Below are 13,130 nucleotides of genomic sequence, written 5' to 3'. Positions count from 1 at the left end.
TGTTAAAAGTTACTCTCCTGCCGGAGATTGCCCGGCACCTCCATTTATTATATATCTATTATTATTATATCAGGTCTTCTAATCTTATGTCCAATCCTTTCCGTATTATTTTGTCAAATATTTCCGTTTCAGTCACATAATTTTTTATTTTCATACTGCTATCCAGTATATAAACAAAATAATATTTGTGAGGCATAAACTCGTAAAGCAGTCGCTTTACCGGAGTATTCCCTACAGCCGCAAAGGCTTCTATGGGTAAAAATCCTTTTTTAAACAGCATTTCTTTTTTTCCTGCAATGTGTTTTATGAAAAATAAAGGAGCCTCCTTTTGTTCTTTTGAAGCATAGGCCAATAAAAAAAATCCGGCGATGACAAAATTGATAAAAAATCTTCCCATGAACAAACCTGTAACAGCAAAGAGAAACATCGCCAGCGCCAGATCCTTGCTGAGACCGGCAGCAATGCGTACCGCCGAAATAAAGTTCATATGCTGTCTGAGCCATAAAACAAAAACCCTTCCGCCATCTAAAGGAAGGGCTGGCAGCATGTTAAAAAAACCTATCATCAACTGATAGTCGATAAAATTTTTGCCAATTTTTGATATTATTTCATTCTGACTAAATAAAAACAATAAAAAGACCGATACAGCAAAATTCGTCATGGGACCTGCCAGTGCAGTTAGCATTTCGGCTTCAGGAGAGGCCTCATCGAGGTTTGCTATCTTTATTCTTCCGCCAAATGGTAAGATGTCTATCTTTTCCACCTTAAGGCCCAAAGCTCCGGCTGCTGTCACATGCCCCAGCTCATGAAACCCAAGGGCCGTCATGGCGGCAAACACATCGGACCACAATCCTGCCATTATGGAAGATAAAATCAATAAGATAAAAAAAAAGTCAATCTTTACTTCTATTTCCAGAATTTTAACAGTCATGTTATCACCTTAATCAAGGTATTTTCAACCATTTCTCAGGGTCTTGGGGAACACCGTTTTTTAGTATTTCGAAATGTAGATGGGGTGACTCCGCCAGGCCGGTTTTGCCCACAGTCCCGATTATATAGCCCTGTTTAACAGGTTCATTCCGACTCACGTAGATATCCTTCAAATGTCCATATACGGTTGTCAAATCGTCATCGTGATTGATTTTTATAACATGCCCGAGTTCTTGGTCTTGTCCCACAAAGAAAACAACACCATCAAGAACAGCTTTCACCGGAGTCCCTTCTGTTTGGGCAATATCGATACCATTGTGCATCCTTTCAACCTTTAAAATGGGATGCAGCCTGCTGCCAAAATGAGATGTTATTTCACCTGACACCGGTAAAATTAAAGATGCGGAGGTCATTTGTTTGAAAGCTGGAATGCTTTCTGCAACCTTTGGGATACCTTTGAGTGTGTCGGCAAGATCACTGAAATCATATGTATATTTAAAGACATAATAGTCTATTCGCAAAAGTGTCGATTTTGTAAAAGGGGTGTCAATTTTCTTAAGTAAAAGGACCATTATCAGGATTAATATACATATCAGTATTTTTTTTAAATCCAGCCAACTTGCCCAATTTTTTTTTGAATTTTGTTCATAATAATTATAATACATTGAAACACCCCCCATACAATTCTTATATATATCTATTTTGGAGAAGGCTCGTTTATTACAAAAAAATGCTCTTTAAAAGAGCATCTTTAAAACAATATTTTCTGTCGTCTCATACCAACATTCAATACAAGACCGACTGCCATCATGTTCATTAGAAAGGAGCTTCCCCCATAACTCATAAAAGGTAGAGGTATGCCTGTCACCGGCATTATTCCCAGTGTCATGCCAATATTTACCAGAATCTGAAAAGTCCACATTGTCGCTATGCCTACCACCATATAAGTCCCCAGCAGGTCCCTGGCTTTAAAAGCCACCTGGATAGTACGGTACAATAACAGGAAAAATAAAATTAGCAGCAACATTCCACCTATAAACCCAAGTTCTTCTCCAAGAACGGCGAAAATAAAATCGGTATGTCGCTCAGGGATAAAATCCAGCTGATTCTGGGTTCCATGGAATAAACCTTTTCCCAGGAGTTTGCCCGAACCGATAGCAATCTTTGATTGAATCACATGGTAACCGGCTCCCAGAGGGTCCAGATTCGGATTTAAAAAAACCAGAATCCTATTTTTCTGATAGTCATGAAGAAAACGCCATAACAGCGGTAAAGACAGTATGCCGCTTCCTATTATGGCGCCGAAAAGCTTGTAACTTATACCCGCCACAAAAATCATTCCAAAAAGTATTGCCAGCAAAACCAGGGAAGTGCCAAGATCCGGCTGTTTCATAATGAGAACCAGGGGCAGACCCACGTGCAAAAATGCCAGAGCCACATCCTTTAAGTTGTTTAAAACTTTTTTCCTTTCCAGATACTTTGCAAGGGTTATAATTACGGCCAGTTTCGCAAATTCCGATGGCTGCAGTCCAAAAGGCCCTATTGAAAACCATCTCTGAGCACCCATGCTTTCCTTGCCAAAAAACATTACTGATATAAGCAATAGAATGTTTACGATATATATTACATTCGACCAATGAGCTATCGTATGATAATCCATGGACATTATAAAAAACATGGCCGTAAGGCCAATACAAAACCATAAAAACTGCATTTTTGCATAATGAAAATTGCCTCCCGGAGAGGTGGCATGAGTGGCACTGCTTATTATCAAAATGCTGATAGTTGTTATAAACAATATCACTATCAATATGGGATATTCTATATACTTCAATAATTTGCGATTCATATATAAGCCTCCCGAAAACTCGATGACCATTATATCATAAAATGCAGGTGATTATAAGCCCTCTTTTTTCCTTTCAAGAGGGTATGTTTTTCCAGTAAATATCTATCTCATCACCGTCTTTTACCGTGCTTGCAAAGCCGGCTTCACATCCGTTTATTTTCATGACAATCTTGCCTGTCATGCTTTCGGGTTTAAAATCGATGATATTAAAAATGTCGCTTAAAATAATATCTTTTGTCTTCATGGTTATCGAGGCATTGTCGACTATGTCTTCTTCGGGAGAAACAGGTTTCCCATTCATGATTATGTCCGGGTCTATGCTGAAATCACGTCCATTTATTTTTATTTTCACTCTATCGGTATCGGAAATAAAATCTGCCAATTTTGCCCTACCGGGTTCTCCGTCGACTGCAGGCTCAAACGTAATTACATCACCATCGGAAATCAGGGAATCAGTCTCAGCTTTTTTACCGTTTACCATGATTTTTGCAGGTTCTGCCATTTTGCCTTTAACTACTTTTAATTCTCCATTAATTTTAAATGTTAATGCCATACCGGGCATGCCATAAACTAAAGCCGGTGTAAAACCGGCATGAAGCAATGCTTTTAGCACCGTCGGCTTGTCCTGCCCAAGAAGATTTACAGTCAAATCATTTACTTTAACATTAATAAAAGAAAGGGTAGTGCCTTCTAGCGCATTGACGGCAATGCCCAGCGGAGTCACGGCAAATGGACCCGAAAGTTCTTCTTGACCGCTTATGAAGGTAATGCTCTCTCTACTTCTTATGCCCACCCGTTCTTTCGGCAGATCCAGTTGAGATGCTATACTTTCCGTAAGGCCGGGCAACAGGCTCCCGCCTCCGACACATATAACCGCCGCCGGAGCTCTGCCGTTAAGACTTATTATCTTCCGGGCTATCTCGGAGGATAGCTGGTATGTAGATGTTTTTATCGTATCGAGAATATCTTTTGCGTCAAGCTCATGATTCTGCCCCAGAATATCCTGAAAATGTACTTTTTTCATTGTCAGAAGTTCCCGTTTAACCCTCTCGCCCTCACTAAAATCAAGAAGGTACGTTTCGCAAATCTTCTCGGTTATTTCATCGCCGGCTAAAGGGACCATACCGTAAGCAAAAATGCTCCCTTCTTTTGATATGGCGATGTCCGAAGTTCCCGCGCCGATATCCACAAGGGCTATATTGAGCTTCTTCATTCCCGGAAGAATGACAACGGATCCCGCTGCTATCGGCTCCAGCGTAATGCTGAAAAGCTCAAGCCCGCACCTTTTTAATACGGTCAGTAGGCTTTCTACCACAGACCTGGGAAGGAACGTCGCCACGATTTTTACCGAAATCGATCTGCCCTTCTGACCTATAAGATTATCCAGTTCTTCGTCTTCCAGAAACCATTTCACAATGCTGTATCCTACACAATGATAATCCGAAAAAGATTCCGTAACATTTTTTCCGGATAGTGATTTTATGGCATTGGCAAGAGCGTCGGCTTTCAGGCTGTCAATATCCTGCCGGGTAATTTCTACAAAAGGCGACGTGTTTTTAACCGCTACGGCTTCCACGGTATAAAGGGCTCTACCTGCAGCCGCAACCGCAGCTTTTTCCAATTTTTTGCCCAATTTTTTTTCAAGAGAATCCTTTATTTGCCTGACGCTGTCCGCCACAGCCTCCACGTCATGTATCTGCCCGTCGTACATAGCCCTTCCCTTATGTTCCAGGACGTTATGGGCGACAATTTCATAGCCCTTTTCATGTTTTCTCACCACCACTCCCACTACTGTCCTGGTCCCAATATCCAGGGCGAAAACTTCCTGTCCGATCTTCACGAAAAAATATCCTCCTTCAAATTTTGGCCAGGTGTTTCATCCTTCTTATGGGGATATTTGCCACCAGGGCCGGCACTGTTATTTCTTCATCTTTCTTCATTCGTGTAAGCTTAATCTCCATACCCTCTTCTTCGATCTCCATGTAATCGGAAATGATGTTTATCAACTGGCTTTTAATCATTTCAAGAAATTTTGGCGATACATTTGCTCTGTCATGTACAAGAATCAAGCGCAGTCTTTCTTTGGCAATGTCTTTGCTGGAAACATCTTCCCTGCCAAAAATTTTTAAAAAGTCCATTTGGCTCCCTCCCCTTTTGCTGTACGGGTTTTTAATCCGAACAACATGCGAAGCTTATCCATAAAAGTGGGTTCAACTTCTTCTATTGTCATCAGAGGCACTTCTTCTCCCTCGATGCGCCGTGTAATATTCCTGTAAGCCTGACCCGCTCTTGAAGATTCGTCAGCCACAGCGGGTTCTCCGCGATTGGTGGATACCACTATCTTCTCATCTTCGGGAACTACCCCCAGTAATTCTATCGCCAGAATGTCTATCATATCGTCGATACTCATCATGTCTCCGCGCTTCACCATATCGGGTCTTATTCGGTTTATCAACAACCTGGGCTCTTCAAAACCCGACGCTTCCAGCAGTCCCACTATTCTGTCCGCATCTCTCACGGCGGACACCTCAGGGGTTGTTACAATTATGGCCTTGTCCGCTCCGGCTATGGCATTTTTGAAACCCTGTTCTATTCCGGCGGGACAGTCTATCAGCACATAATCAAAATCCTTGCGAAGTTCGTCACACAGCTTTTCCATCTGCTCCGGCGTCACAGCCGTTTTATCCTTCGTCTGGGCTGCCGGTAAAAGATAGAGGTTTTCAAAGCGCTTGTCCTTTATAAGCGCCTGTTTTAACCTGCATAAGCCATGAGTCACATCCACCAGGTCATACACTATCCTGTTCTCCAATCCCATTACGACATCCAGATTTCTCAGCCCGATATCCGCATCCACCATTACAACCTTTCTTTGTTTGTAAAGAGCAAGTCCTGTCCCGATATTTGCGGTGGTAGTTGTTTTGCCAACCCCTCCTTTTCCCGAAGTAATTACCAATACCTGACTCATTTAATCCCCTCCTGTTTTCGTTTTATGTTATCAAAACTTAATTGGTAATATGGTTCTATAACAATGGTTTTGTCTTTCAAACGCGCAATTTCCGGAAACCGTGGTATTTCCTGGTTTTCCTCCGGAGGCCTGGATATGACGCCCGCAATGCGGAGTTGAGTTGGTTGAAGGCGAAAAGCCGCTACAATTGCCGAAACATCGCCGTCGGCTCCCGCATGTGCCATTCCTCTCAAAACACCCATTACCAGGATGTCCCCGCACGCTACGATCTCGCTTCCCGGATTCGCGTCTCCCAGAATTACGACGGTTCCTTTATAGGATATTTTTTGGCCGGATCTTACGGTCCTCTTTAAAAGTAATATGGGATTTCGGGATTGTCCTGGAAATATGTATGTTTTTGGAAGCGGTTGCTTTTTCAGGCTCATATTAAAATCTTCAAGAAGCCGTTCAAGCTCCAGATATTCCTCATCGCTCAAAGAGCCGTTTTTCACTTTCACGCGCGCCATGCCCCCGGCAAAGAAATCTTTACCGTTTTCCAGTTTTTCATAGATGAAGTTTTTGACTTTTTCAAAATCGGCATATCTTTCTATTATTATAGTAATACCATCCCGGGTGCCTTTTATTATAACCGGTTCTAGAGCCATAGCAATTCCCTCCAACGCTCATATAACATAATTATTCTTCAAAAAACAGGCAAATCCTTCTTTTTTAAATGAAAAAAACCAGAATCTGTAAAGATTCCGGTTTTTTTACGGCTGAACCAGGAAATCTTCTTGGTTGGTATTTACATTAAGATGAAAGTATGTTTCCAATATCGCTTTTGCTACGGGACCGCCCGTATTTCCACCGGAACCAGCCTGCTCTATAAATACGACTATGGCAATTTCGGGATTATCAAAAGGGGCAAAAGTAACAAACCAGCCATGGGGATCTTTCGTCACATCCCATTGAGCCGTCCCGGTTTTCCCGGCCAGCGGGATAGGAAAGTCGGCAAATACCGAATAAGCGGTGCCTCCAGGCGATACGACTCCCTTCATGCCCTTTTTTATTATTTCAAAGGTTTTTGCCGATACGTCCAGCTTTCCCGCAATTTCCGGTTTCTTTTCCAGCACCACTTTACCGTTGGCGTCCACAATGGATTTAATTATGTGAGGCTTCATCCAGTAGCCGTCGTTCGCTATCGCTGCTACATAGTTGGCGATCTGCAGCGGCGTGTAACTATGAAATCCCTGCCCTATAGCCGCATCCAGGGTTTCGGCGGGGTACCATACTTTATCTTCCACCCTTTTGAAAGCGCCGGCTTTATAATCTCTGCCTGCCACGGTTCCAGCCTTTTCTCCCGGAAGTTCAATTCCCGTCAGCTTTCCCAAACCGTACATCCTGGCGTAATTTTCTATATTGTCTATCCCTAGGCGTCTTCCCATTTCATAAAAAAATATGTTGCACGACTGGGCAAGAGCTTTCACGATATTTACATTGCCATGTCCGCCGGGTTTCCAGTCTTTTTTGGGAGCTATGGTCCAATAGACGCCAGTATCATAAATATATTCGTTTTCTGTTGTTACTTTTTTTTCCAGAGCAGCCGTGGCAGTCACCATTTTAAATACAGAACCCGGAGGATACGTCCCGGATATGGCTGTATTGACCATAGGTCTCAACGGATTGTTGACAAGGCTCTGCCATTCTTTCTGGGTAATCCCCCTGGCAAACATATTGGGGTCAAAATCCGGAACGCTCACCATCGCCAGAACTTCTCCGGTTTTTACATTGAGAACCACCACAGCGCCTTTTTTTGCATTCGGAAATGGGTGAACTTTATCTGTCTGCAGTTTTATTAACTGCCCTTGCAGGGCGTTTTCAGCCACCTGTTGCAACCTTGCATCGATGGTAAGATTTACCGTATCTCCGGGAACCGGCGGTTCTTCGCCCAAAACTTTTATGGGTTTGCCAGTCGATGTCACTTCTACCTGTTGACCACCGTCTTTTCCCTTTAAATAATGCTCCAGCTCTTTTTCAAGCCCCATCTTGCCCACCAGGTCACCCGGCCTGTAACCTTTATCTTTAAGGGATTGAAGTTCTTGCTGATTGATTTCTCCCACATATCCATATATGTGAGAACCTATATTTCCATATAAATAGTTGCGGATCGGCTCCACTTCAATAACTACTCCAGGCAGACGGCTTTCCTCTATCATTGAAATGGTTTGAAAATCCACGTCGGTTTTCAAACGCACAGGCATATATTTTTTATATCCCTGGTCCCTTATTTTATTTCTAAATGTGTCAAAACGATATGTGACAAGCACCTTGGTACCCGGTTTCAGGTTCAAACTTATTTTACCGGTAGAAAAATCTATTTTATGCGGTTTTACCTGTTTGCCCGAAACCTCTTCAACGACCTTGATATCATTTTCATCTCGTTTTCCGTCGCCGTTCAAGTCTACCACGGGTATCTGATTCAATATAAACTCTCCGTTATTGTCAAGTACATATTGTTCGTTTGAAACATCAGTGAAAAGAGGTATCTTTAAAATCCTGCTCAATGTTTGAAAAACATTGTCCTGTTCATCTGGTTTTGAATTTACATTCATATAAGATACCGTAAAACTGGGGCGGTTGTTGACAAGTTCCCTGCCGTACCTATCTTTAAATACTCCCCGAGGAGCCGTAACAGGAATTAGCCTTATTCGGTTTTCCTGAGCCAGTTTTTCATATTCGTCACCCCTGACGATCTGAAGCGTAGAAAGGCCAGCAGCCAAAAATAAAAATACACATACTACGGCGCCTATGAAAATATATAAACGTTTTTCCAGTTTCTTAACATCCACAGGTATCCCCTCAAGCTCAGTATTTCACATTAAAATAATAATCAAAAAATTTTTCTATTTTAATAACCGCACAATATACAAAGGGTGAAACAACCATATTAAAAAGAGCCGAAGGCAGAACAATCGGCATTAAAAAATACCATGGGTTTGCAATCTCCCCGAAGATTAAACTTAAAAAAATAAAAATGATATTGTAAATCAGAGTTCCCAGAAAAGTAAAACTCATGGTTAAAATGACAGGCCCCTTGAATATATCTCTGGTAATATATCCCTGAATATAACCGGTGAGGAATTTTATAAGGGCAGCAAAACCCAAAAACCTTCCATATATTATATCTTCCAAAACACCGTTGATAAAACCCATAAAAGCGCCCATACTTTCCCCTTTTACAAGTGCTGTACATAAAGCAAAAACTAAGGGTAAGTCCGGTTTTATTCCACCTATTTTTAAAAGTTCCATCGCAGTAGATTGAAAAACCACAAGTACACACATAATTAAAACATATGCCGCCATTCTCAAGGATTGTTACCTCCCTGATTACCATCATGGCTTTTTATTACGAATACCTGTTCAAGCTTCTGAAAGTCAACCTCGGGTCTTACAATGGCGTATTGCATCAGATCATAAGGTTCCTTCCGGGCCTCGATTACTTCTCCTATTATAATGCCCTTTGGAACGAGCCCGCCCAAACCCGAAGAAATTACCACATCGCCCTTTACGATATTTGCTTCCTGGGGCAGGTAAACCATTTTTATATATCCCCTGGGAGCCGGATCTATGGTCCCTTTCAATATGCCGTTGTCACGGGTGCGTTCTATCATGGCGCTGACAGAGCTCCGATCATCGGTAATAAGTATCACTTTTGCAAAATTTTTCCCCACACTCAGGATATACCCGACCAGCCCCTGGTCAGTAATAACGGCCATGTCTTTTTTTATGCCGCTTTCTTCTCCTTTGTCAATCAAAATCACATTAAACCAGTTCCCTGGATCCCGGCCTATAACTTCCGCCGCTTCCAGCTCGTATTGAAAATTGCGCTGTTTTAAGCCCAGCATACTTCTAAGATTTATGTTTTCTCTCTGGTATTCCAGAAACTTTTGTTTGTATTGTTCTAGTTCTCTGACCTGTTTTTGGAGCTCTTCATTTTGTTTTTTCAGGGTGAGCATATCGGGAATGGTGCTGAAACCCTCTTTTATGGTAACACTCACTGAGGATAAGACTTTTTGCGCGGGGCTCAACACCGTTATTACCGGAAACCCCAATCTGTTTAAAAAATATTCATTCTTAGCTGTATAATTAATAGTAAATATAAGCACAGACAAAACGATGCCCAGAAGCCATAATCTTTTGCTTCTGAAAATATTAAACAAAAATACCACGTCCTCTAACCTACTTTTTTAGGAGAAATAAGCGCCCTTCTCCATGTGTCCAGGCCTTCCAGCACCTTCCCCGTTCCCATGGCCACACAATCCAGAGGTTCTTCGGCAATATGCACCGGCATTCCTGTTTCTTTGCTCACTCTTTTATCCAAACCTGACAGGAGGGAACCGCCACCGGTTAGAACTATGCCCCTATCCATTATATCCGCCGCCAGTTCCGGAGGAGTCTTTTCCAGAGTTACTTTTATGGCATCAATAATATTATTGACGGGTTCTGCTAGAGCGGCCCTTACTTCTTCGGAAGTAACCTTGATGGTTTTAGGAAGTCCCGTTACAAGATCCCTTCCTCTGACTTCCACGGATTCTTCTTTTTGCCTGTCCGCAGCGGAACCGATTGAAATCTTGATTTCTTCCGCCGTGCGCTCGCCAATCATAAGATTATATTCCTTTTTAATGTAATATACAATGGATTCGTCCATCTCATCTCCGCCAATGCGAATGGACTTGCTGGTAACTATGCCGCCCAGTGAAATAATAGCCACTTCGGTAGTCCCGCCGCCTATATCAACTACCATATTCCCGGTAGGTTCGTTTACTTCAAGCCCGGCACCGATGGCTGCGGCCATCGGCTCTTCAATAAGATAAGCCTCTCTAGCACCCGCTTGAAGCGTAGCGTCAATTACCGCTCTTTTCTCCACCTCGGTTACACCGGAGGGAACCCCTACCACTACTCTCGGTTTTATAAATGTCCTGCTTTTGAGTGCCCTTGAAATAAAATATTTTAACATGCTTTGAGTCGTATCAAAATCAGCAATAACTCCGTCTTTCATGGGGCGGATAGCTATGATATTGCCCGGCGTACGGCCAATCATCTGCTTTGCCTCATCGCCCACAGCCAGAATGGCTCCAGTATCTCTCTGGATGGCCACGACTGAAGGTTCCCTCAGGACTATGCCCTTTCCTCTAACATGAACCAGCGTATTTGCGGTCCCCAAATCAATACCCAGATCTCTTGACAGCATATTGAAAAAAGAAACCATGAAAAATTTTTCTCCTTTCTACTCGCATCATGTTTTTATTTATTATATTATTCCTTTTTCTCTTAGGCTAATATAAATCCCGTTGCCTATTATAATATGATCAACAACCTCGATCCCCAGTATTCTGCCTGCTTCCACCAATCTTCTGGTTATATCCACATCCTCGCGGCTTGGCGTAGGGTCACCGCTGGGGTGGTTGTGAACCAGAATTATGGCGGCACTGCTTCTTCGAATGGCCGGTTTAAACACTTCCCGGGGATGCACGATGGAAGAATTAAGGCTTCCTATGGATATGTCTTCCACTGAAATAACATGATTTTTTATATTCAGCAAAATAACTTTGAAATGCTCTTTTTCTAAAAATCTCATCTCTTCCATGAGCAAATTTTTAACATCAACAGGGGTGTTTATAATGGTCGGATTGTGCCCCGCATATGAAGAAATCCTGCGGCCTAGCTCTACGGCAGCTTTTATCTGGACGGATTTTGCCAGCCCGATGCCGCGAATTTCGGACAGTTCTTCGATACTGCTCTCTGCCACAAAAGCTAGACCGGATTTTGCTCCATTTCCTTTTAATATCCTCTGGGCCAGGACCAATGCCGATTCGGAAGGCGTACCGGTCCTAATCAAAACCGCCAGAAGCTCTGCATCGCTTAATACCTGCGCTCCATAACGTTCCATGCGCTCCCTTGGGCGTTCTTCTTTTGGTAAATCTTTTATTGTAAAACTTTCCGTCAATTATGACTTCCTCCCGATATTAAAGTATTTCTATTCCGAATTTCAAAAGCATGGAGTTCAATTTGAACAGAGGCAACCCCACAATATTATAATAACATCCTTCAATTTTCTCAACAAGCAGCGAACCTTTCCCCTGAATCCCGTAAGCTCCGGCTTTATCAAAGGGTTCACCGGTATTGATATAGTTTTTTATTTCTCTTGCTGAGAGATATTTAAATTTTACCTTGCTTTCTTCATAATCCTTGATTTGCCTTCCAGTTTCGGCATCAATAAGGGCAACTCCGGTATAAACGGAATGCCACCTTCCACTCAGAAGGGAAAGAATCTCCATCGCCTGTTCGCTATCTCTGGGTTTTCCAAGAATTCGGCCATCTATTACTACTATTGTATCGGCGCCAAGGACAAGGCTGTCATTATGTCTCAATGCAACATTCCTGGCCTTGTTTTCCGCCAGGTTAACCGCTACAACAGCTGGCGGCAGGTTAATATCGATATTTTCTTCACCGATGCTGGGCTCTACAGTAAAATCAATCCCAAGTTGCGATAAAAGAAACTTCCGTCTTGGTGATGCCGATGCAAGAATCAACTTTTTCGACACGTTTATCGCCTCTACATGCGCTGATACAAGATTACGCCAAGAATCAGACCTATGGCCGCCGCAAGATTCAGGGTAATGTTGAAGCCAAAAGTAAGCGTAGCAATGCCCAGATCCAGTTTTGCAGGGGAAAGGCCTATACTTTTTCCATAAGCAAGAAAGGGCGCATATTTGCCTAGGACCTGCCCCAGAACACCTCCTATTATCATACCTACCATTAATATTATAACCAGCAAGGCAGTACTACGATAACTTCGTCTCATTGTTTATCCTCTCCTCTCCCGGCAAATTGAATTTTGTAAGTACAACAAAAAGGTTTTGACATATAAATGTGGCTGCAATGCCTGTGAAAAAACCGGTAAAAAGCCCGATTATCATTAAAAACGGCAAGTACACGTATAATCCAAAAGTGGAAAGAACAATCCCTGCCACGGTTACCTGAGTAAAATTATGTGTAACCCCACCGACAATGCTTATCCCCACCAGGCTGAAAACTTTTTTAAAATATTTATAAAACAGGGCCATCATCAAGGTGCTCAGGATGGCTCCCGACAGACTGTATAAGAGACTTGCCATGGAACCCGTCAGCAATGCCCCTATAAGGCATCGAAGGATATTTACCGTCAAGCCTTCTTTAACACCATACATCACTATAGCCAGGAGTGAAATAATATTAGCCAGGCCAAGTTTTGCACCGGGGATTGGAAAAGGCACAGGTATCATGTTTTCTATGACGTGAAGCGCAAGGCCAAATGTCACAAGAAGGGAAAGATATATTATCTTCCGGTGTTTAATCAAGTGTATT

The 13,130-nt window shown here is 42.6% G+C and carries 15 protein-coding genes; all 15 read right to left on the bottom strand.

Annotated features, from left to right (window positions below):
- Positions 1-64 precede the first annotated feature (64 nt).
- Positions 65-931: a site-2 protease family protein gene (locus tag AC6I1H_RS16725; RefSeq protein ID WP_497738649.1), complete on the bottom strand. Its 867-nt coding sequence runs from the start codon at positions 929-931 to the stop codon at positions 65-67.
- Between the two features lie 13 nt (positions 932-944).
- Positions 945-1,595, bottom strand: coding sequence for a M23 family metallopeptidase (locus tag AC6I1H_RS16720; protein ID WP_497738648.1), 651 nt, complete (start codon positions 1,593-1,595; stop codon positions 945-947).
- A gap of 86 nt (positions 1,596-1,681) precedes the next feature.
- Positions 1,682-2,779 (bottom strand): rod shape-determining protein RodA, encoded by a 1,098-nt coding sequence (rodA, locus tag AC6I1H_RS16715; RefSeq protein ID WP_497738647.1) that lies wholly within the window; start codon positions 2,777-2,779, stop codon positions 1,682-1,684.
- A gap of 73 nt (positions 2,780-2,852) precedes the next feature.
- Entirely contained in the window at positions 2,853-4,619 is a 1,767-nt protein-coding gene (locus AC6I1H_RS16710) for a cell division FtsA domain-containing protein (RefSeq protein ID WP_497738646.1), read from the bottom strand.
- A gap of 16 nt (positions 4,620-4,635) precedes the next feature.
- Complete coding sequence (minE, locus tag AC6I1H_RS16705; RefSeq protein ID WP_497738645.1) at positions 4,636-4,917, bottom strand: cell division topological specificity factor MinE; 282 nt, start codon at positions 4,915-4,917, stop codon at positions 4,636-4,638.
- Positions 4,905-5,744: a septum site-determining protein MinD gene (gene minD, locus AC6I1H_RS16700; protein WP_497738644.1), complete on the bottom strand. Its 840-nt coding sequence runs from the start codon at positions 5,742-5,744 to the stop codon at positions 4,905-4,907. Before minD ends, minE begins: the two co-directional genes overlap by 13 nt.
- Entirely contained in the window at positions 5,741-6,388 is a 648-nt protein-coding gene (gene minC / locus AC6I1H_RS16695; RefSeq protein WP_497738643.1) for a septum site-determining protein MinC, read from the bottom strand. Before minC ends, minD begins: the two co-directional genes overlap by 4 nt.
- Positions 6,389-6,493: 105 nt before the next feature.
- Positions 6,494-8,572 carry a penicillin-binding protein 2 gene (gene mrdA, locus AC6I1H_RS16690; protein WP_497738642.1) on the bottom strand — a complete coding sequence of 693 codons (2,079 nt, stop codon included), beginning with the start codon at positions 8,570-8,572 and terminating at the stop codon, positions 6,494-6,496.
- Positions 8,573-8,588: 16 nt separating this feature from the next.
- Entirely contained in the window at positions 8,589-9,086 is a 498-nt protein-coding gene (gene mreD / locus AC6I1H_RS16685; RefSeq protein ID WP_497740842.1) for a rod shape-determining protein MreD, read from the bottom strand.
- Positions 9,087-9,088: 2 nt separating this feature from the next.
- Positions 9,089-9,943 carry a rod shape-determining protein MreC gene (gene mreC, locus AC6I1H_RS16680; protein WP_497738641.1) on the bottom strand — a complete coding sequence of 285 codons (855 nt, stop codon included), beginning with the start codon at positions 9,941-9,943 and terminating at the stop codon, positions 9,089-9,091.
- 14 nt (positions 9,944-9,957) lie between these two features.
- Positions 9,958-10,992, bottom strand: a complete 1,035-nt coding sequence (locus AC6I1H_RS16675) for a rod shape-determining protein (protein WP_497738640.1) — start codon at positions 10,990-10,992, stop codon at positions 9,958-9,960.
- A 42-nt stretch (positions 10,993-11,034) separates the two neighbouring features.
- Positions 11,035-11,730, bottom strand: coding sequence for a RadC family protein (gene radC / locus AC6I1H_RS16670; protein WP_497738639.1), 696 nt, complete (start codon positions 11,728-11,730; stop codon positions 11,035-11,037).
- Positions 11,731-11,749: 19 nt separating this feature from the next.
- Positions 11,750-12,328: a Maf family protein gene (locus AC6I1H_RS16665; protein WP_497738638.1), complete on the bottom strand. Its 579-nt coding sequence runs from the start codon at positions 12,326-12,328 to the stop codon at positions 11,750-11,752.
- Positions 12,329-12,339: 11 nt separating this feature from the next.
- Positions 12,340-12,588 (bottom strand): DUF4321 domain-containing protein, encoded by a 249-nt coding sequence (locus AC6I1H_RS16660; RefSeq protein WP_497738637.1) that lies wholly within the window; start codon positions 12,586-12,588, stop codon positions 12,340-12,342.
- A complete protein-coding gene (locus AC6I1H_RS16655; RefSeq protein ID WP_497738636.1) occupies positions 12,569-13,123 on the bottom strand; it encodes a Gx transporter family protein in 555 nt (184 codons plus the stop codon). The genes AC6I1H_RS16660 and AC6I1H_RS16655 overlap by 20 nt, the downstream gene beginning before the upstream one ends.
- Between the last annotated feature and the right edge of the window lie 7 nt (positions 13,124-13,130).

It is taken from the genome of Biomaibacter sp. TOL (assembly GCF_059717795.1).
Note: the sequence above shows the minus strand (reverse complement) of the source record. Positions and strands in the feature narration are given on the sequence as shown.